Genomic DNA, 18,064 nt, shown 5'->3' with positions numbered 1-18,064 from the left:
GGTCCCGCCCGATCGGGCCGCCGTCAGGCTTCGACGGTGGCCTGGTCCGAAGCGGCCGCGGCCCCGGCCTTGCTCTCCGTGGCCGCGGTGACGCGGACGGCCGGGATGAGGGCGGCCACGACGGCGGCGACCAGGGCGACGCCCCCGCCGATCAGCAGCGCGGTACGGAACCCGTCCTCCGAGGTGAAGCTGTAGCCGCCCATGGTGGTCGTCAACTGGGCGAGGACGACGCCGATCACAGCGGCGCCGATGGACGTGCCCAGTGAGCGCATGAGGGTGTTGAAGCCGTTCGCGGCGGCGGTCTCGGAGAGCGGGACCGAGCTCATGATCAGGGCCGGCATCGACCCGTAGGCGAGGCCGACGCCGCTGTTGACGACCATGCACACCACCATCAGGCCCCAGGCGGAGCCCATCAGGGCCAGCGACAGGCCGTAGCCCGCCGCGATCACCAGGACTCCGCAGATCAGCGTGAACTTGGGGCCCCGGGCGTCCGTGAGCTTTCCGCCGAGCGGCGAGACGAACATCATCATGATGCCGCCGGGAGCCATCCACAGGCCCGCCGCGAGCATCGACTGGCCCAGCCCGTATCCGGTGGCCTCGGGGAACTGCAGCAGCTGCGGAATGACCAGCATGCTCGCGTACATTCCGAAGCCGACGAAGACCGAGGCGACGTTGGTGAGCAGCACCCGGGGCCGGGCGGTGGTGCGCAGGTCGACCAGCGGGTCCCGGGTGCGCAGTTCCCATACGCCCCAGGCGGCCAGCACGACGACGGCGGCGACGAACAGGCCGAGCGTGGTCGCCGACCCCCAGCCCCAGTCCGCGCCCTTGGACACGGCGAGCAGCAGGCAGACCAGGCCGACCGCGAGGCCGACGGCGCCGGGGGCGTCGAAGCGCTGCCCCTTGGCACCGGCGGGCACGTCGGGGATCACGAACCAGATCAGCACGGCGATGGCGGTGGCCAGGACGGCGCAGGCCCAGAAGAGCACCCGCCAGCTCGAGTACTGCGCGACCGCCGCGGCGATCGGCAGACCGAGACCGCCGCCGATTCCCATCGACGCGCTGACGAGGGCGATCGAGGAGCTGAGCTTCTCCGCGGGCACCACGTCGCGCAGCAGGGCGATGCCCAGGGGCACCATGCCCATGCCCATGCCCTGCAGACCCCGGCCGACGATCATCGGGACGACGGAGGAGGCGAGCGCGCAGACCACCGAGCCGGCGATGAGCGGTATGGAGCAGGCCAGGAGCATCCGGCGCTTGCCGACCAGGTCGCCCAGGCGGCCGGAGACCGGTACGCACACGGCGGCCACGAGCAGGGTGACCGTGATCACCCAGGCCGAGTTCGATGCCGAGGTGTCGAGGATCTTCGGCAGTTCCGCGATGAGCGGGGTGACGAGGGTCTGCGTGATCGCCGCCACGATCCCGGCGAACGCGAGCGTGGGGACCACGGCTCCTGCGCGGGCTGACGGCTGGGGGGCGCCCATATCGGGACTCCTGAGGTGCTCTGTCGGACAAGGATGTGCATCGTACATGTCGTGTGTATCCAGCACGTCACATGTAGGGCGCACAGGGTCGTGAGAGGATGGCGTCCGGGTCGCGCACGGCGAGAGGTGGCGTGTCACCGGCCCGGCGGACGCAGGAGGCACAGGCACGTGGTCAAGCCCACGCACGAAGTCGAGTACGAGCAGATGCTGTTGAGCCGCCACGGGCTGATGCATCACCGAAGCGGACGCCGCAAGGGTTCGCTCCTGGAGCGCAGCGCGTACATCCTGCTCAGCCGCATCCGGGTCCAGGGGCCGATGTCGATCGGTGAACTCAGCGACGCCTTCGGGCTCGACGCCTCCACGCTCAACCGGCAGACCGCCGCCGCGATGCGGGAGGGTCTCGTCGAGCGCATCCCCGACCCCGAGGGGGGCATGGCCCGCAAGTTCCGCCTGACGGACGAGGGCGCGCGTCTGCTGGACGAGGAACGCGAAGGCATCGTCCACGCGCTCGACCAGGTCATGGAGGACTGGCCCGACGAGGACGTCGCCGCGTTCGCCGCCTATCTGCGGCGCTTCAACACGGACATCGAGCGGCTGGGCGGACGCCCCTGGCCGCGCCCGTAGCCGGACGGCCCGAAACGCGCGCGGCCGGCCGCGCGCGGTCCTACGCTCTCGGTGCATGACGACCGGTGAGTGCTACGCGTGCGGCAGAGAAGCCGAGTCGGAGGAACTGCCCCCGCGGGAGCGCATCGCGGGCGACGCGTACTGGCGGGTGGCCCACTGCACCGGCACCGCGCTGCCCGGTTGGCTGGTCCTCCTGCCCCGGCGCCACGTCACGGCTGTCCACCAGCTCACCGACGCCGAGGCCGCCGCCCTCGGGACCTGGCAGGTACGGCTCTCGCGTGCGCTCCGTGACGTGACCGGCTGCGTGAAGACGTACGTCGTCCAGTTCGCGGAGGCCGAGGGCTTCTCGCACGTGCACTTCCACATCGTGCCGCGCGGGGCGGACCTGCCGCCCGAGCACCGGGGGCCGGGTGTCTTCGCTCTCCTGCGGCGGCCCGAACGGGAACAGGTGCCGGACGACCTGGCCGACGGCATGGCCCGGTCCCTGCGGGCCCGCCTGGACGAGAGGTGATCAGGGCCGCCGCCGCGGTCCTGCGGCGAACGGGCGCCCGGACGACGGCGAGGCCGTGTCGTCCGGGCGCCGGCCGCGTGGCGTACTACGGGGTGAAGACCTCGTCGAGGCGGTCGATGGCGCCGTCGGCACCCAGGTGGTAGGTGAAGACGAGGCCCGAGTTGGGGTGGGCCTCCAGCCAGTCGAGGAACTCCTGCACGCCGATCGGCTGGTTCTCCGTGCTCTCCACGATGGGGTTCGTCACGGTGATGTCGGCGGCCTGGTCCATCGGGATGAAGGTCTCCTTGCCGACCGTCTCGAACGGCGCGCCGTCCGTGTCCGGCGAACCGCAGCCCCAGTTGCCGTGCTTGACGATCAGGCTCAGGAAACCCCCTTCCGGGGTGTACCGGTAGACCGCGATCTCGTCGGGGGAGATCGGCATCTTGTGGTCGCAGCCGTCGTCGTCGGCGCCACCGGCACCCGGCTTCGCGGGTGCGGGAGCCTTCGACGCGGCCGGAGCGGCTCCGGGGGACTTGGCGGCGCTTCCCGAGCCCGAGGACGCCTTGGCGCCCGGCTTCTTGCCCGCCGCGCCGGTGCCCTTCCCCTTGCCGCCGGTGCTGCCCGCCTTCGTCGGGCTCGTGCCGCCGCCCGAACCCGTCGCGGCGTCGTCGCCGTTGCACCCGGTGAGGGCCAACGCCCCCGCCACGCAGGCGACCAGTACGGCCGCCCGGACGGCGCCCGGTCTGCGCCGGATCTTCCTCGACGTCTCGTTCATACTGCGTCCCCCCTGTTGTCCCGGTTCTCGGTGTGCCTCGACGGCTCGTCGCAAAGGACGACTTCCGGCCGCCGTCAGTTGCACGTCCGCGTGAGTTGTTCCCGTATCACCGGTCGTGCGACGGACATCGGCGTGAGCCGCAGGTCGCCTTCGCGTCGGCCCATGGCCTGTTTTCGCCCGCTGACCCTAGCGTGACAACACGGTCGTGGGGCACTGATCCGCAGGTCCGGTGGCACAGGCCGGGGACCTCCGGGGCGGCCGCTCCGTCCGAACGGCGGCGCGGACCCCGCGTCCCGCGCGGGGGGCCGTCCGACGGCTGCCGGACCGCCCAGGCGCCCACCGCCCGCCGTGGGCCGTGTGGTTGACTACGGCCCGTGTTGCACGAGTCGCTGTTCCGGACCACCGACCTTCCGGCGGGGGACCGGTTCGAGGCCTGGACGGAGCGGCTGGGAAGCACCCACGCGCCGATGGAGCTGGCCAGCGACCGCAGCGCGGACTACCGCGCCCGGCTACGGCTGATCCAGCTCGGCGACGTGACCCTGTGGCCGTCGACCTTCGATCCGCTGGTCTTCCGCCGGACACCGAAGCTGATCCGCCGCTCCGATCCCGAGGTGCTGCATCTCTCCCTGCTCCTGCGCGGCGAGGGAGCGGCGACCTGGGCAGGACGTGAAGTCGCCTACGGCGTCGACGACTTCCACGTCAACTGCTCCTCCTGGTCGTACGAGATCTTCACCGGCCCCGACCCGGTCACCACCATCGGAGTCGAGATCCCGCGATCCCTCATCGCCCTGCCCGCGCACCAGACCGACAAGGTCATCGGACGCCGGATCTCGGGCCGCGAGGGCTTCGGCGCGCTCCTGGCCCAGTTCCTCGTCCAGTTGGCCTCGGACACCGGCTCCTACCAGCCGGCGGACGCGCCCCGGCTGGGGACGGTCGCGGCCGAGCTCGTCACGGCGGTCGCCGCGCACGTGCTGGAGTCCGACGTCCGCCTCCCGCCCGAGGCCCACGGCCGCGCCCTGACCCTGCGCGTCAAGGCGTTCATACGCCGCCACCTGGCGGACCCGGAACTGACGCCCGCCCGGATCGCCGCCGCGCACCACATCTCCCGCAGCTATCTGCACCGCCTCTTCCAGGCCGAGGGGATCACGGTCGCCGGCTACGTCCGCGAGCAGCGGCTGCGCAATGCCCGCCGCGACCTCACGGACCCGCTGCTGCGGACGCAGCCCATCCACGCCATCGCCGCCCGCTGGGGCTTCCCGCGCGCTGCCGAGTTCACGCGGGCATTCCGCACGGCCTACGGCGTCCCGCCGAGCGAGGTGCGCCACAAATCGGCAGGGCGGGCCGACGGAGCCGACGGCGAGCAGTAGACGCTCGGCCAAGAAGGTGTGGACCGTCGGCCAACGACAGAGGGCTCCTGTCCGGGCATGCTTGAGATCACCGCGGGGGCGGCGCGGGAGCGTCCTGAGGCGGGCCGGGCACGGGGGTCCCGGCCCGGCTCCGGCACGCGCCCGCCGGGAGCACCGCCGTATCCGGAGCGTCGGCGGGCCGGCGGTACGAGCGGCCGGCACGCGGAAACGACGACGGCGCGCAGCCGGAGATCTCCGGCTGCGCGCCATGCGTCCGACGCGGTCCACGGCCGAGCCTCGCACCGGCTCCGCTCATGGACGAGTCCGTGCGGCGCGAGGGTCAGCGCTTGAAGCTGCCCTTCGTCTTCTCCTTGGTGTCCCGGGCCTTGCCCCGGGCCTCCAGCGCGGCGCCCTTGGCGGCGGTGGTCTCGTTGCCCATCGCGTGGGCCGCCTTCCTCACGGCCTTACCGACGACCTGCTCGGTCTTGGCCTTGGCCTTCTCTCCGGCGCTCATGTCGGTCCTTTCGTAGGCACTCACTGAACCGACTGCCCGCCGCCCCCGGAAGGAAACAGCCGTCGTCCGGCGGTGCCGCGCCCCGGAAGCCCGCGTCCACCGGTGGGCGCCCGACACCGGCCCCCAAATGCGGAGACGGAGGCTCGGCTCGCTCCCGTCGGGGCCGTCACACGTGACAGCGGCACTGAACAAGCGCTTAGATAGTGGTTCGCTTCGACACCGACTAGCCCGCGCCGCGCTGGAGGCCCCGTTGCTGTTCACATCTGTCGACGACGTCTCCACGCGCCTGGCCGAGACCGGCTACCTCGCCTCCCCGGCGGTCGCCACGACGGTCTTCCTGGCCGACCGCCTCGGCAAGCCCCTCCTGGTCGAGGGCCCCGCGGGCGTCGGCAAGACGGAACTCGCCAAGGCCGTCGCCCAGGTGGCGGGAGCGCGACTGGTGCGCCTCCAGTGCTACGAAGGCGTCGACGAGTCGCGCGCCCTGTACGAGTGGAACCACGCCAAACAGCTCCTGCGCATCAGCGCCGGCCGTGACGAGAGCTGGGACGAGGCCCGCACGGACATCTTCAGCGAGGAGTTCCTGCTGCCCCGGCCGCTGCTCACCGCCATCCGCGGCGACGAGCCGAAGGTCCTGCTGATCGACGAGACCGACAAGGCGGACGTCGAAGTGGAGGGGCTGCTCCTCGAAGTGCTCAGCGACTTCCAGGTCACCGTCCCCGAGCTGGGCACGATCACCGCGACGAGCCGCCCCTTCGTGGTGCTCACCTCCAACGCGAGCCGTGAACTGTCCGAGGCGCTGCGCCGCCGCTGCCTCTTCCTCCACATCGGCTTCCCCGACGAGGAGTTGGAGCGGCGCATCGTACGGCTGAAGGTCCCGGACCTCGACGAGGCGCTGACGGCGTCCGTGGTGCGCGTGGTCGGCGCTCTCCGCGAGATGGACCTGCGCAAGGTCCCGTCCGTGGCCGAGACCATCGACTGGGCGCGCACGCTGCTCGCCCTGGGCGCCGACACCCTGGAGGAGGGCGTCGTACGCGACAGCCTCGGCGTCCTCCTCAAGCACCAGGACGACGTCCTCAAGGCGTCGGCCAAACTCGACCTGGACGCCGTGTGAACGCCCCGTCCGGCGTGGCGGACCGGCTGACGGGTCTCGTCGCCGCGCTGCGCTCGCACGGCGTCCGTATCGGCACCGGCGAAACCGTCGACGCCGCACGGGCGTTGGAGGCACTCGGCCTCCACGACCGGGAGCTGCTGCGCGAAGGACTGGCCGCCACCCTGCTCCACAGCACGGGACAGCGCCAGATCTTCGACCCGGTCTTCGACGTGTACTTCCCGCGCCGCGTCGGCGTGGCGACGGACACCGAAGCACCCGCCGACCGGGACGAGTTGAGGGACCGGCTGGTGGCCGCGCTCACGGCGGACGACCAGGCCGCGCTGGCGCGGCTGGCCGTCGAGGCGGTGGACGGATTCGGCGGCTACGGTTCCTCGCCCGGCTCCGACGGCTGGTCGTCCTACCAGACGCTGGACCGGCTGCGCCCGCAGACGCTGCTGGCACGCGTGCGTGACGGCGTCAGGGCTCAGGGCGGGGGAGCGGGGTTCGCCGACCGGCTGCTGGAGGACGAGATCCGCCGGCGTATCCAGGCCTTCCGCGCTCAGGTGGTCACCGAGGCGCGGCGCCGCGTGGCGGAGCGGCGCGGCAGGGACCTGATCGCACGGCGCGCGGTGGTCACCACCGCCGACCGGGTCGACTTCCTCTTCGCCGGACGGGACCAACTCGCCGAACTGCGCCGGGTGGTGCAGCCGCTGGCACGCAAGCTGGCCACCCGCCTGGCCGCACGGCGCAGGCGCGCGGCGCGCGGCACCATCGACCTGCGGCGGACCCTGCGCGGGTCCCTGTCGACCGGTGGGGTGCCGATGCGGCCCGTGCTGCGGCGCCGCCGCCCCGCCCGTCCCGAACTGGTGCTGCTGTGCGACGTGTCGGGTTCCGTGGCGGGCTTCTCCGACTTCACGATGCTGCTGACCCAGGCGCTGCACGACCAGTTCAGCAAGGTGCGGGTGTTCGCCTTCGTCAACCGCATCGACGAGGTGACCGGCCTGCTCGTGCACGGCGCTGCCGACCCGGAGGGGCTCGGCGGGCGCATCCGTGCGGAGGCGACGCTGACCAGCTGGCACGGCAGCAGCGACTACGGTGCCGCGTTCGGTGAGTTCACCGAGCGGTACGAGGGCGCGGTCGGACCGCGGACGACCGTCTTCGTGCTCGGGGACGCCCGTACGAACATGGGCGACCCGAATCTCCCGGCCGTGCGCCTGCTGTCCGAACGGGCCCGCCGCGTCTACTGGTTGAACCCGGAGCAGCGCTCGCAATGGGGCACCGGCGACTCCGCCGCGCCCGCCTACGCCGAACTCGTCGGCATGTACGAGTGCCGCAACGCCCAGCAGCTCAGCGCCCTGGTGGGCCGTCTGCTGCCGGTGTGAACGGTGCCGCGGGGCACCTCGCGACCACTTTGATAATGGCAGTCGTTTTCATATAGCGTGGGCTTCCCGTCGTACACGAGGAGTTCACCATGGCCGTACCCAAGCGGAAGATGTCCCGCAGCAACACCCGGCACCGCCGCGCCCGGTGGAAGGCGACCGTTCCCCGGCTGACCCCGGTCGTCGTGGACGGAGTCCCGCACCTGGTGCCGCAGCGTCTCGCCAAGGCGTACGAGCGCGGCTTGCTGCGTCCCGAGAGCTGACCCGGCCCCGACGGTCGGCCCGGGCCGGGACGGTCAGCGGGAGAGGGTGAGCGGCAGGGCGTCCTTGTACGCGTTCACCGGTTTGGCCACCTTCCTCACCGTGCGGGCGTCGAGCGCGATCGCGGCGGACCGGGTGCCCAGGGTCCCGCCGGGGTGCCAGGTGCCCGTGACGGTCACCCAGGTGTCGGAGGGCGGCGCCGCAACCCCGTGCACCCGCACCCGCACGGACTGCGCGTCCGCCGCGCAGCACGAGATGATGATCCGGGTCAGGTACCAGCCGTCGCCCCGTCCGGCCGGGGTGACGAAGCCCGTCAGCCGGACGGCGCGGCCCTCGACGGCCCGCTCGCGGTCCTGCCGGACGCGGCTGCCGAAGTCGGTCAGGGTCATCGGCACCGGTGAGGTCGCGGGCAGCGGGTCGAACTCCCGTTGCTCCACGACGGCCTTGGACGGCTGGCGGGCGGCCGTGTACGCGCCGAGCGCGGGCGGGGCGAGGAACAGCAGACTCAGCGCGGGGAAGAACAGCAGCCAGGCCACGCGCGGCACCGAGGAGTGGTCGTGGCCATGGCCCGCACCCCCCTCCTCGTCGCCCTCCGGGCCGTGCCCTTCGTCCGCCGCGGGACCTCTCCGCGACCACGCCTCCGCCACTCCGAGCAGGAGCAGCAGCACTCCCGAGGCGATCAGCATCGGGCGCATCCCCGGCTTCACGTACCGCAGGCACAGGTCGGTGAAGAGGGAGGCGTGCAGCAGGCCGAGCCCGCTCAGGACGAGCAGCAGCACCTGGAGCGGTCGTTTCACAGCAGTACCTCTCCGATCAGCGCGCTGCACACGACCGCCACCACCGCGGTCGCCGCGGAGAAGCGGAACGCGAAGGCACGCCCGAACGTGCCCGCCTGAAGGGCGATCAGCTTCAGGTCGACCATCGGCCCGACCACCATGAACGTCAGCCGGGCCAGCGGCGAGAAACCGGTGAGGGAAGCCGCCAGGAACGCGTCCGCCTCCGAGCACACCGCCAGCACGATGGCGAGCGCGGCCAGGAACAGCACCGAGAGCCACGGCGACCCGGAGAACATGTCGAGTACGGAGCGCGGAACCGCCACGTTGAAGGTGGCGGCGGCCATGGCCCCCAGGACCAGGAATCCGCCCGCGTGCAGGAAGTCGTGCTGGAAACCGCGACGGAACTCCCGCAAGCGGCTGCCGCCCGGCTCGTGCCCGGTGTGCCGGACCGCGGGCTTGAGCCACTCCTCGCGTCCCAGCCAGAGCCACAGCCACCCCATCGCCGCGGCGGTCGCCAGCGAGGCCAGCAGCCGCGCCAGCACCATCTCGGGACTGCCCGGGAAGGCGACGGCGGTCGCGGTCAGCACCACCGGATTGACGGCCGGGGCCGACAGCAGGAACGCGAAGGCGGCGGCCGGGGTGACACCCCGCCCGATCAGACTGTTCGCGACGGGCACGGACGCGCACTCGCAGCCCGGCAGGACGACTCCGGCGACCCCGGCGACGGGTACGGCGAGCGCCGGTCTGCGGGGCAGCAGCCGGCTGAACACCCGGGCGGGCACGAAGGCGTTGATGGCACCGGACAGTGCCGTACCGAGCAGCAGGAACGGCAGCGCCTGCACGGTGATCGCGATGCACACGGTCCGCCATGCCTGCACGGCCGGCTCGTTCCACCGCATGGCGACGTAGGCCAGCGCGGGCGGGAGCAGGACCGCTCCGAGGAGTTCGAGCAGCCAGAACCGGGGCAAGCGGCGCGGCGTGGCCTCGTCCGCCACCGCCACGGCGGGCCCGGCCTCCCCGACCGGTACGTCTGTCGTCTGCATGTCCGCTCCGCCTGTCCGATGTCCGGAGCGAACATAGCGGGTGCCCGGCACCGGCCGTCACGGAGCCTCCCGCCCCAGGCGCCCGGGCCGACCCGTGACGGGTCGGCCGGCGAGGTCTCAGGCGGCGGCGAGGCCCTGGTAGAGGGCGGACTGCTGGCACAACTGGCGGTCGTCCAGGAACTGTTCGAGCGCTCGGCTCCGGGCCCCGGCCCCGAGCGAGGCGGCCCGGCCGACGTCCCGGAGCAGACCACCGGCCTCCGCGGCGAAGGCCGCCCGGTCGTGCGGGTCCTCCAGGAGGAGACCGTGGACGCCGTGCTCGATCTGGTCGCGGATGCCGCCGACGGCGCTCGCCACGACGGGCCGGCTCTTCCACATGGCCTCGGTCACGGTCAGACCGAACCCCTCCGCGAGGCTCTTCTGCGCGATGACGGTGGCCTGGCGCTGGAGGGCGCTGACCATCACCGCGTTCTCCTCCGCGTCGGCCATGGGCAGGCAGGCGAGGTGGATGCGGGCGCGACTGCGCGGCGGCAGGCGGTGCCACAGCTCGACGCACCCGGCGAACACCCGGCTGCCCTCGGGGTCGTCGGTGACGCCGGTGACGTCCGGTCCCACGAGGGCGAGGTGCGCCCCGCCGAGGGAGGCGGTGTCCGCGGCGAAGGAGGACATCACCCCGGCCATGTCCTTGAGCGGGTCCCACCGGGAGATCTGCAGGATCAGCGGGGCGTCGGCCGGGGGCGGGGCGATGCTGTGCAGGCTGACCGGCTCGCGGCGCACGACACCGACGGTGCCGTCCCCGCGGCGGTAGAGCGCCCGCTCGCGGGGGCGGCGACCGGCACGCAGACCCATCCGGCGCACGATCGCGGCGGCGGCGTCGTCGTCCAGCGGCCGGTTCTTCGCCGACAGGGGGTCGATCGACGGCTGGATCACGGCGACGTGCCGCTCCGTGAGCCAGGTGGGGACGTACTGGGTGCGCGAGAAGACGAACGCGTCGACCGTCTCCAGAAAGGGACGCAGGAACGCCCACGCCCGCTCGGTGAACTCGTCGTGCGCGTCGGTCCCGATGTGCGAGCGCCACACCACCCGCACCCCCGCCCGGTGCAGCGCGGGTGCGAGGCCCGCCGTCTGCGGATCGTGCAGGGTCACCAGGTCTCCCGGCCGCACGGACCGCAGCAGCGCCCGCGCGTTGCCCTCCCCGACCGCCGCGTAGTGGGCGGCGGCGTGAGCGTCGAGGGAGGGGCCGGAGGCGTCCTGGCCGTGCAGGAGGTGGTGCAGCCGCTTGGTGAGGGCGAAGAACGCCGGATCGGCCTCGATCGTGAACCACCGCGCGTCGACGCCCGCGCCGCGGGTGTAGCGCAGGATCCGGTAGAGCATCTCGGCGACCCCGCCGCCGGCCGGTGTGGAGTTCACGTCGACGACCCGGCGGGCCCCGAGTGCCGCGCGCAGTCCGCTGACCGCCGCGTCGAGACCGGCCGCGCGCTCGGAGCCGATCGTGTCCCCGAGCAGGGACGGGTCGGCCGGGGTGAGGTTCACCTCCGGCAGGAGCGCTTCCGTTGCGGTCGTGTGCGGGGTGAAGAGGAGCTGTGCCATGGCAGTCCGTCCGCTCGGGGGCCAGGGTTGCCGCTCGTGCAGAACCGATCCGGATCCTGTCCGCCTGTTGACGGCTCTCACCGGCTCGTCTCTCCGGTGTGATCCGTGAAGCCCTTTCAAAACTCCACTTTCCACCGTTTTACGAGTTTCGCCCGTTATGCCACGGGCGGTGACGGTAGACGTACGGAGTGTGCGCGGCCCGGGAGAACGTGCGGCGCCGGACGGACGGTGCGGCGTCGCACGCGCTCGCCGCTAGGACTGTCCGTCGACGGCCATCTCCCCGAGCAGGGACCAGTCGTCCTGGGGGATCGTCGTGTTCAGGATGCGGGGCGTCGCCGTCAGGTGGCGTGGCAGCACCTGCTGGGCGGCCTTGAAGTGGGCGGACCGGACATGCGCGGCTCCGGCCTCGTCGTCGCGGAACCCCTCGACCAGGACGTACTCGGTCGGGTCCTCGACGCTCCGGGACCAGTCGAAGAACAGGCAGCCGGGTTCGGCGCGGGTGGCGGCGGTGAAGTCACCGGCGATCCGCGGCCACTGGTCCGCGTACTCGGGCCGGACGCTGAACCGGGCGGTGATGAAGATCATGAGGACTCCTTCGCGGTCGTGCCGGGCCGTGGGTGCGCCGCCGGAACGGCGCCCCGGGAGCGTACGCCGGAAGCAAGGCCCCCTCGCGGCGATACCGCCGGTGCTCGCCGGTACCGCGCGTGACCGGGCCCGGCGGGACGAAGACGAACGGTTTTTTGTTTCTCGTACAGGTGTAGGGCCCTCGGACCCGGGCACCCGATGACCACGGCCGCGCCGCATCGGTCCTGTCCCCCCATCACCGGCGGCGCGGCCTTCATCATGTCCCGACGCGGGGGATTGCGTACCCCGTGCCGCCTGACGGGCGGGCAGGGCAGCCCGGACGGGGGCACGCGTCCCTCCGCCGCATCATGTGTCCACGACGCCGGGCGGGCGGACGGAACACGCGACCGCGACGACGCCTGGTCCCGCCCTGCCCGGTGCACGCTTCTCTGTCCGGTAGGTGCGCCGGTCTCAGCGCCGGGACATGTAGAGGTGGAAGGCCTTGTGCAGGACCTTGTTGAGCGGACGGTCCCACTCGCCGAGGTACTCGACGGCCTCGCCACCGGAACCGGCCTTGAACCTGAGCAGCCCCAGCAGGTGGTTGCCCTCGTCCAGCGTGTCGGTGATGCCGCGGAAGTCGTAGACGGCCGCGCCGAGTTCGTGGGCGTCGGACATCATGCGCCACTGGATGGCGTTGTTCGGCTGCACTTCGCGCCTGCGACCGGTCGAGGCGCCGTACGAATACCAGACGTGCTGACCGACCGTCAGCATCGTTGCGGCCGCCAGCACTTCTCCGTCGTGATGGGCCAGGTAGAGGCGCATCCGGTCCGGGTGCTCGGCCCACAGCGCGGTCCACATCCGCTGGAAGTACGGCAGCGGGCGCGGGATGAAGCGGTCCCGCTCGGCGGTCTCGGTGTACAGGTCGTAGAAGACCGGCAGATCCTCGTACGTGCCCTGGACGACCTTCACACCGGCCTTCTCGGCCTTCTTGATGTTGCGGCGCCACTGCTGGTTGAAGCCCTGCTGGACCGCCTCCAGGGACCGTCCGGCGAAGGGCACCTGGAACACGTGGCGCGGCTGGCCGGCCGCGAACCCGTCGTCGCCGCCCGGCGCCGTCCGGCGCCAGCCCATCCGGTGCAACTGGTCGGCGATGTCGCGGGCGCCCAGCTCGTGCGCGGTGGCTTCCACGTCCCCCAGACGCCTGGCACCCGGGTCGGCGATCGCCTCCTTGACCGCGTCGGCGCTCCAGCGCCGGGTCACGACGGGCGGGCCCATCCTCACCGAGAAGGCGCCGCGCCCCTTGAGATACGTGAGCATGGGCTCCAGCCACGCCCCGAGATCCCCCGACGCCCAGTCGATGACCGGACCCTCGGGGAGATAGGCCAGGTACCGCTTCAGCCCCGGCAGCGGGCGCAGCAGGACGAGTCCCGCGCCGACCAGAGTGCCGCCCTCGTCGAACCAGCCGAGGCTCTCCGCCCGCCAGTCCGGCTTCACGTCCCCCCACGAGGGGACCTGCATGTGACTCACCGAGGGACGAGCCGTGACGAAGGCCAGGTGTTCCTCGCGGTCGATCGCCTTCAGGTGATGACTCATGCGCCGTGCTCCTTTGCTCGAAGCGTCAGCGTACGAGGCAGGAGACCGGTTCCGGCGCTTCACACGAGCGACGCCGCGAACGGGTCGGCCACTTGCGCCGCCCGGCGCCCGGCCACTCACCCGGTCGGCCCCGTCATGCCCCCGGCGAGGCCGCTCGCCGGGGGCATGACGGCTGCACAGCCCGGCCGGTCGTCGGGCGAGGCGAAGGCGAGGTGCCCGGGGCCGAGCGCGCGCAGTGAGTCGGCGCCGTCGAGAAGACCCCGGCCGCGCTCTCACCGCGCCGTCGAACCCGGCCACGCCGGGAACCGGCGAGCCCCTACGCGTTCCTGAGCAGCGTCACCGTTCCCGCCAGGCCCTCGTCGCCGTGTCCTTGGGCGACCCGGTGGCGCATCAACTCCATGTACGGGGTGAGGAGACCCGGGTCGACGGACTGGTCCTTCGCGGTGGCGAGGAGGGTGGCGTTGCCGGCGGTCATCATGGCCAGGTTGGACGCGACGCCCTTCGTGTAGTCGCCGTCGGCCAGTTGGGCGGCGATGCCGTGCGCGGCGCCCGCCATGGCGCCCAGCCATTCCGCGAGCAAAGTGGCGAACCGCTCCGCATCGAGGTCCTTCTCCGGCTGGATGAGCGCGAAGGCGTGGGTGACGCCCGCGAACATGCCGGTCATCGCGGAGAGCAGCGCGACGTCGTGCAGGGCGGCGTGACCCGGGTCCGCCCCGACGTACCTGGCTCCGGCGACGCTCTCCAGCGTCTTCTGGTGGCGGGCGAACAGGTCCTGGTCGCCGCTGTAGAAGACGTAGCCCCCGGACTCCGGCCGGCCGATCATCGGGGGAACAGCCATGATCCCGCCGTCCAGGAGACGGGCCCCGCGTGCGCGGGCCCACTCGGCGCGCTCCCGGGCCTGGGACGGCGTGACGGTGGTCAGGTTGACCAGGTCCCTGCCGTCCAGGTCGACGCCCTCCAGCACCTCGCCGACGGAGGAGTCGTCCAGCAGGCACAGGACGACGGGACCCGTGGTCGCGGCCACCGCCCGGGCCCTGTCGGTCACCACTCGGGCACCCTCTCGCGCGAGCGGTTCGGCTCTGCCCGGGGTGCGGTTCCAGACGGTCAGCGGATGCCCCGCGGCGAGCCAGGCGCGGGCCAGGGCGGTGCCCATGTCGCCGAGGCCGAGGAGGGTGACGTGAGTCTTCTCGGCGGGGACGGAAGCGTTGTCGGTGGTGGTGATGTCCATGCCGATCAGGCTCGTACGCGCTCGGATCGTGATCAAGTACGCACTGTTTTGTGGGTGGTTACCCTAAAGTGAGTGCATGACCAGGCGGGACACGTACGTGTGCGGCATCGACGCGGCGATCGATGTGGTCGGCGGCAAGTGGAAGGTGCTCATCCTGTGGGCGCTGAACGAGAGTCCCTGCCGCTTCGGTGAGCTGCGTCGGGGGATTCCCGGCGTCACCGAGAAGGTCCTCACCTCGCACCTGCGGGAGCTGGAGGACGACGGGATCGTCTGCCGCGAGGAGACGTTCGCGGGAGCGGTGCGGCACGTCACCTACGCCCTGACCCCGCTCGGCGTCTCCCTCAACACCGCGCTGGCCCCGCTCGGCGCCTGGGGCAGGGAGCACCTGCTCGGCCGGCGGCCCGCGGAGCCCGAGGTGCTCGACGGGGCCCGGCGAGCGGCGGGCTGAGCCCCGACCGAGGCGGTGCCGGCCGCGCACTCACCGCCCGGTCGAGTCACCCGGCGGAGTCCGCGTCCCTGGCCGCGCGCTCCAGCCTGCCCCGGTGCTCCGCCCACCACTTCGGATCGTCCGTCGGCATGCTCGTGTTGCCCTCGTTCATGCCCACGGCGCCGTCCACGACTTCCCATATGCTCGTGGTGGCCCACGGCCACGCAGGTACGCGTCGGTCCTTCGACTACCGGCGGCCGGCCGCCTTCACCGCTGTCAGGTCCTCGCCGGTGAGTTCCGCGATGCGGTGGGCCGGGACGCCCGCCGCGAGGGCGCGCGTGAGCAGTGCGTCGCGACCGCCGGTGCAGGAGCGGTAGGCCAGCAGTTCCTCCTCCAGCCGGGCGATGTCCTGCGGTGCCGCGCCGTTCCGCACGCGGATCAGCTCCTCGTCGCTGAGGGGCACGGGCAGACGCTCCGCTTCCTCGGGGACGGCCGAGGTCTCCTCCGGCGGCAGGAGGCGCAGCCGCGGGGACGTCGCCGTGATGCCCTGGGCGCTGAGCCACCCCTGGACGGCGGGGGTCTCCATGCACGCCAGTTCTCCCACGGCCGACGGGGCGACCCCGAGCGTCATGGCGGTGCCGTCGAGCAGGACGAGGTAGGCGTCGTCAGTCATTGTCGGTTCCTCACGGGGGGTGGTGGTGCTGATGGCGGCTCTCTACCCCGTCCGGGCCGTGGCATGGCGACCGGACGGGCGGTGTTCACGCGTGCGCACGCAGGAGCGATTCCGATGGCCCCGTTCGCATCGCTGTTCCCGTGCGGGACGGCGCGGCCGGAGCAGATCCGTACGCCGCCCGGTCGGCCGCGGCGTGGGCACAACCTTCCACGCCTTCGGACTGTCTCAACCGGTAGCTGCCCGCACGGGGCGGGGCGGCACCGAACAGACAGGGGGATGTCATGCGCAGGAGCGGAGTGGCAGTGCTGGCGCTCGTGCTGGCGGCCGGGGGACTGGGGGCGACGGCCGTTCCGGCCGCGGCGGCCTCGACACAGGCGACGGCATGTGCGACGGCCTGGGGAAGCGGCCCCAAGACCGCCGCGTCGACGGCCTTCGCATCGCTGACGGGCGTCAGGACGGGACGGCACGACTGCTACGACCGGATGGTCCTCGACATCCCCGGCGGCGGCACCTCCGGTATCGGCTACCACGTCCAGTACGTGGACCGCCTGTACCAGGACGGCTCGGGCCAGTACATCCCGGTCGCGGGCGGAGCGGTGATCGAGGTGCGCGCGAGCGCGCCGAGCTACGACGCCGAGACCGGCCTGCCGACCTATCCCGGGAAGGTGGCGAAGCCGCTGCCCGGCGTCGACGTCACCGGCTACAAGACGTTCAGGGACACGCGTTACGCCGGCAGCTTCGAGGGCGAGACACAGATCGGCCTCGGCGTGCGCGCCCGACTGCCGTTCCGCGTGACGCAGTTGAGCGACCGGATCGTGGTGGACGTCGCCCACACCTGGTGACCCGGCGCGCTCGGCACATCGACCACGCCCGTCACGGGTCCGCCGTGCTCCCACGGTGCCGTGCGGGCGTGGTCGGCGTACGGAAAACACCGTCGCCACCCGCCTGCCGTCGCGGGTAACGTCACCGTCTGACCGGCGGCTGCGGCGGTCTTGGACTTACGAAAAGGGACGCGCATGACCGGCGGGCGGACGACGACTCTGTGGCGGCCGACAGGCCCCAAGGAGCTGGACCTGGTCCGCGAGCTGAACTGGCGTGCCTGGCCGCCGCGTCTGCCCGAGCAGCCGATCTTCTATCCGGTGCTCAACGAGGACTACGCGGTCCGTATCGCGAGGGACTGGAACGTGAAGCACGACGGCGCCGGGTTCGTCACGCGCTTCGAGGTCGACACCCGGTTCCTCGCTCGGTATCCCGTGCAGCAGGCGGGCGGACGCACGATCCTCGAACTGTGGGTGCCGGCGGAGGAACTCGACGCGTTCAACGACCACATCGTCGGTGAGATCGAAGTGGTCCACGAGTTCCGGTAGACGGTCCGGCCGGTCGGCCTCACGACCGTCGCTGACCGGACCGGGTGATCCTTGGCGGCGGGCGGCGGGCGGCGGGCGGCGGGCGGCGGGCGGCGACCACAAGTGCCGTACTCCGCAACGGTGTTGGGTCGTGACGGGTTTCCGTCGGACACCGGCGGCAAGGCCGTCACCGCGCGAGGGTGACGGCCCGCCCCGGCCGTCGTCATCCGAACTGGCCCGGCTGGTAGTCACCGGCCGGCTGCCGCACGATGACGTTGACGCGGTTGTAGGCGTTGATCAGGGCGATCAGGGAGATGAGGGCGGCGAGCTGCTCCTCGTCGTAGTGCTTGGCGGCGGCCGCCCAGGCCTCGTCGCTCACGCCACCGGCCGCGTCGGCGATCCGGGTGCCCTGCTCCGTCAGCTCCAGGGCGGCGCGCTCGGCGTCGGTGAAGACCGTCGCCTCCCGCCAGGCGGCGACCAGGTGGAGGCGTGTCTGGGTCTCGCCGGCGTGAACGGCGTCCTTGGTGTGCATGTCCGTGCAGAAGCCGCAGCCGTTGATCTGGCTGGCGCGGATCTTCACCAACTCCTGGGTGGCGGCGGGGAGTGTGGCGTCCGAGATCACCTTGCCCGCCGAGTTGACGTGCCGCAGGACCTTGGTCGCGAGCGGGTTGGTGAAGAGGTTCAGGCGAGCGTCCATGATGAGCTCCAGTGTCGTTGTCGGGTTACACCGCATTGACGGATCGGACTCGACAGGACGTGACACGGGATCGTTGTGACCTGGGTCACCATGGTTGCCGCTCCGGACCTTGCCCAGCGATCGGCCCGGCAGACACGACGGAAAGCGGGCGGCGGAGTGTGTCGGTAATC

The 18,064-nt window shown here is 72.1% G+C and carries 21 protein-coding genes; 9 read left to right on the top strand and 12 right to left on the bottom strand.

The features are described 5' to 3' along the window. Positions 1-23: 23 nt before the first annotated feature. Positions 24-1,481 carry an MFS transporter gene (locus ACWGIS_RS35565; RefSeq protein ID WP_453366647.1) on the bottom strand — a complete coding sequence of 486 codons (1,458 nt, stop codon included), beginning with the start codon at positions 1,479-1,481 and terminating at the stop codon, positions 24-26. A 204-nt stretch (positions 1,482-1,685) separates the two neighbouring features. Between ACWGIS_RS35565 and ACWGIS_RS35560 the strand changes: the two genes are divergently transcribed. Both ACWGIS_RS35560 and ACWGIS_RS35555 read left to right on the top strand, forming a co-directional pair. Beyond that, positions 1,686-2,105: a MarR family winged helix-turn-helix transcriptional regulator gene (locus ACWGIS_RS35560; RefSeq protein WP_453366650.1), complete on the top strand. Its 420-nt coding sequence runs from the start codon at positions 1,686-1,688 to the stop codon at positions 2,103-2,105. Positions 2,106-2,160: 55 nt separating this feature from the next. Further along, positions 2,161-2,616, top strand: a complete 456-nt coding sequence (locus tag ACWGIS_RS35555) for an HIT family protein (RefSeq protein ID WP_453366646.1) — start codon at positions 2,161-2,163, stop codon at positions 2,614-2,616. A gap of 85 nt (positions 2,617-2,701) precedes the next feature. Here the strand turns inward: ACWGIS_RS35555 and ACWGIS_RS35550 are convergent, their stop codons facing one another. Then, entirely contained in the window at positions 2,702-3,370 is a 669-nt protein-coding gene (locus ACWGIS_RS35550) for a hypothetical protein (RefSeq protein WP_453366645.1), read from the bottom strand. 374 nt (positions 3,371-3,744) lie between these two features. On the opposite strand from ACWGIS_RS35550, the gene ACWGIS_RS35545 reads away from it, so the two are divergent. Next, entirely contained in the window at positions 3,745-4,737 is a 993-nt protein-coding gene (locus ACWGIS_RS35545) for an AraC family transcriptional regulator (RefSeq protein ID WP_453366644.1), read from the top strand. A gap of 319 nt (positions 4,738-5,056) precedes the next feature. On the opposite strand, the gene ACWGIS_RS35540 is transcribed toward ACWGIS_RS35545, so the two are convergent. Further along, entirely contained in the window at positions 5,057-5,230 is a 174-nt protein-coding gene (locus ACWGIS_RS35540) for a hypothetical protein (RefSeq protein WP_453366643.1), read from the bottom strand. 253 nt (positions 5,231-5,483) lie between these two features. On the opposite strand from ACWGIS_RS35540, the gene ACWGIS_RS35535 reads away from it, so the two are divergent. From ACWGIS_RS35535 to rpmF, 3 genes are all read left to right on the top strand, one after another. Then, complete coding sequence (locus ACWGIS_RS35535; protein ID WP_453366649.1) at positions 5,484-6,341, top strand: AAA family ATPase; 858 nt, start codon at positions 5,484-5,486, stop codon at positions 6,339-6,341. Further along, positions 6,338-7,702: a vWA domain-containing protein gene (locus ACWGIS_RS35530; RefSeq protein ID WP_453366642.1), complete on the top strand. Its 1,365-nt coding sequence runs from the start codon at positions 6,338-6,340 to the stop codon at positions 7,700-7,702. Before ACWGIS_RS35535 ends, ACWGIS_RS35530 begins: the two co-directional genes overlap by 4 nt. A gap of 89 nt (positions 7,703-7,791) precedes the next feature. Beyond that, positions 7,792-7,962, top strand: a complete 171-nt coding sequence (gene rpmF, locus ACWGIS_RS35525) for a 50S ribosomal protein L32 (RefSeq protein ID WP_453366641.1) — start codon at positions 7,792-7,794, stop codon at positions 7,960-7,962. Between the two features lie 33 nt (positions 7,963-7,995). Here the strand turns inward: rpmF and ACWGIS_RS35520 are convergent, their stop codons facing one another. The 6 genes from ACWGIS_RS35520 to ACWGIS_RS35495 form a co-directional block, all read right to left on the bottom strand. Further along, positions 7,996-8,757: a TIGR03943 family putative permease subunit gene (locus ACWGIS_RS35520; protein WP_453366640.1), complete on the bottom strand. Its 762-nt coding sequence runs from the start codon at positions 8,755-8,757 to the stop codon at positions 7,996-7,998. Further along, a complete protein-coding gene (locus tag ACWGIS_RS35515) occupies positions 8,754-9,779 on the bottom strand; it encodes a permease (protein ID WP_453366639.1) in 1,026 nt (341 codons plus the stop codon). Before ACWGIS_RS35515 ends, ACWGIS_RS35520 begins: the two co-directional genes overlap by 4 nt. Positions 9,780-9,896: 117 nt before the next feature. Next, entirely contained in the window at positions 9,897-11,366 is a 1,470-nt protein-coding gene (locus ACWGIS_RS35510) for a glycosyltransferase (RefSeq protein ID WP_453366638.1), read from the bottom strand. 252 nt (positions 11,367-11,618) lie between these two features. Beyond that, positions 11,619-11,951, bottom strand: coding sequence for a putative quinol monooxygenase (locus tag ACWGIS_RS35505; RefSeq protein ID WP_453366637.1), 333 nt, complete (start codon positions 11,949-11,951; stop codon positions 11,619-11,621). 450 nt (positions 11,952-12,401) lie between these two features. Beyond that, complete coding sequence (locus tag ACWGIS_RS35500) at positions 12,402-13,523, bottom strand: lipid II:glycine glycyltransferase FemX (RefSeq protein ID WP_453366636.1); 1,122 nt, start codon at positions 13,521-13,523, stop codon at positions 12,402-12,404. Positions 13,524-13,839: 316 nt separating this feature from the next. Then, complete coding sequence (locus tag ACWGIS_RS35495; protein ID WP_453366648.1) at positions 13,840-14,751, bottom strand: NAD(P)-dependent oxidoreductase; 912 nt, start codon at positions 14,749-14,751, stop codon at positions 13,840-13,842. A 76-nt stretch (positions 14,752-14,827) separates the two neighbouring features. Here ACWGIS_RS35495 and ACWGIS_RS35490 point away from each other — a divergent pair, with 76 nt between their 5' ends. Continuing rightward, a complete protein-coding gene (locus ACWGIS_RS35490; protein ID WP_453366635.1) occupies positions 14,828-15,199 on the top strand; it encodes a winged helix-turn-helix transcriptional regulator in 372 nt (123 codons plus the stop codon). Between the two features lie 46 nt (positions 15,200-15,245). Here ACWGIS_RS35490 and ACWGIS_RS35485 read toward each other — a convergent pair whose 3' ends face one another. Next, the gene (locus ACWGIS_RS35485; protein ID WP_453366634.1) at positions 15,246-15,368 is read right to left on the bottom strand and encodes a hypothetical protein; all 123 of its coding nucleotides are present in this window, start codon (positions 15,366-15,368) and stop codon (positions 15,246-15,248) included. 57 nt (positions 15,369-15,425) lie between these two features. Beyond that, complete coding sequence (locus tag ACWGIS_RS35480) at positions 15,426-15,851, bottom strand: DUF6003 family protein (protein ID WP_453366633.1); 426 nt, start codon at positions 15,849-15,851, stop codon at positions 15,426-15,428. A 281-nt stretch (positions 15,852-16,132) separates the two neighbouring features. Between ACWGIS_RS35480 and ACWGIS_RS35475 the strand changes: the two genes are divergently transcribed. Next, a complete protein-coding gene (locus ACWGIS_RS35475; protein ID WP_453366632.1) occupies positions 16,133-16,693 on the top strand; it encodes an AMIN-like domain-containing (lipo)protein in 561 nt (186 codons plus the stop codon). Between the two features lie 174 nt (positions 16,694-16,867). Continuing rightward, entirely contained in the window at positions 16,868-17,218 is a 351-nt protein-coding gene (locus ACWGIS_RS35470; protein ID WP_453366631.1) for a hypothetical protein, read from the top strand. Between the two features lie 202 nt (positions 17,219-17,420). On the opposite strand, the gene ACWGIS_RS35465 is transcribed toward ACWGIS_RS35470, so the two are convergent. After that, positions 17,421-17,894, bottom strand: a complete 474-nt coding sequence (locus ACWGIS_RS35465) for a carboxymuconolactone decarboxylase family protein (RefSeq protein ID WP_453366630.1) — start codon at positions 17,892-17,894, stop codon at positions 17,421-17,423. Positions 17,895-18,064: the final 170 nt, after the last annotated feature.

The organism is Streptomyces sp. NPDC054842 (assembly GCF_053611025.1).
Note: the sequence above shows the minus strand (reverse complement) of the source record. Positions and strands in the feature narration are given on the sequence as shown.

Excerpts from the sequence above, each read along its gene's own strand:
- ACWGIS_RS35500 (WP_453366636.1), bottom strand. The coding sequence starts at position 13,523 with ATGAGTCATCACCTGAAGGCGATCGACCGCGAGGAACACCTGGCCTTC.
- ACWGIS_RS35540 (WP_453366643.1), bottom strand. The coding sequence starts at position 5,230 with ATGAGCGCCGGAGAGAAGGCCAAGGCCAAGACCGAGCAGGTCGTCGGT.
- ACWGIS_RS35515 (WP_453366639.1), bottom strand. The coding sequence starts at position 9,779 with ATGCAGACGACAGACGTACCGGTCGGGGAGGCCGGGCCCGCCGTGGCG.
- ACWGIS_RS35470 (WP_453366631.1), top strand. The coding sequence starts at position 16,868 with ATGACCGGCGGGCGGACGACGACTCTGTGGCGGCCGACAGGCCCCAAG.
- ACWGIS_RS35510 (WP_453366638.1), bottom strand. The coding sequence starts at position 11,366 with ATGGCACAGCTCCTCTTCACCCCGCACACGACCGCAACGGAAGCGCTC.
- ACWGIS_RS35505 (WP_453366637.1), bottom strand. The coding sequence starts at position 11,951 with ATGATCTTCATCACCGCCCGGTTCAGCGTCCGGCCCGAGTACGCGGAC.
- ACWGIS_RS35490 (WP_453366635.1), top strand. The coding sequence starts at position 14,828 with ATGACCAGGCGGGACACGTACGTGTGCGGCATCGACGCGGCGATCGAT.
- ACWGIS_RS35475 (WP_453366632.1), top strand. The coding sequence starts at position 16,133 with ATGCGCAGGAGCGGAGTGGCAGTGCTGGCGCTCGTGCTGGCGGCCGGG.
- ACWGIS_RS35465 (WP_453366630.1), bottom strand. The coding sequence starts at position 17,894 with ATGGACGCTCGCCTGAACCTCTTCACCAACCCGCTCGCGACCAAGGTC.
- ACWGIS_RS35560 (WP_453366650.1), top strand. The coding sequence starts at position 1,686 with ATGCTGTTGAGCCGCCACGGGCTGATGCATCACCGAAGCGGACGCCGC.
- ACWGIS_RS35550 (WP_453366645.1), bottom strand. The coding sequence starts at position 3,370 with ATGAACGAGACGTCGAGGAAGATCCGGCGCAGACCGGGCGCCGTCCGG.
- ACWGIS_RS35555 (WP_453366646.1), top strand. The coding sequence starts at position 2,161 with ATGACGACCGGTGAGTGCTACGCGTGCGGCAGAGAAGCCGAGTCGGAG.
- ACWGIS_RS35565 (WP_453366647.1), bottom strand. The coding sequence starts at position 1,481 with ATGGGCGCCCCCCAGCCGTCAGCCCGCGCAGGAGCCGTGGTCCCCACG.
- ACWGIS_RS35495 (WP_453366648.1), bottom strand. The coding sequence starts at position 14,751 with ATGGACATCACCACCACCGACAACGCTTCCGTCCCCGCCGAGAAGACT.
- ACWGIS_RS35480 (WP_453366633.1), bottom strand. The coding sequence starts at position 15,851 with ATGACTGACGACGCCTACCTCGTCCTGCTCGACGGCACCGCCATGACG.
- rpmF (WP_453366641.1), top strand. The coding sequence starts at position 7,792 with ATGGCCGTACCCAAGCGGAAGATGTCCCGCAGCAACACCCGGCACCGC.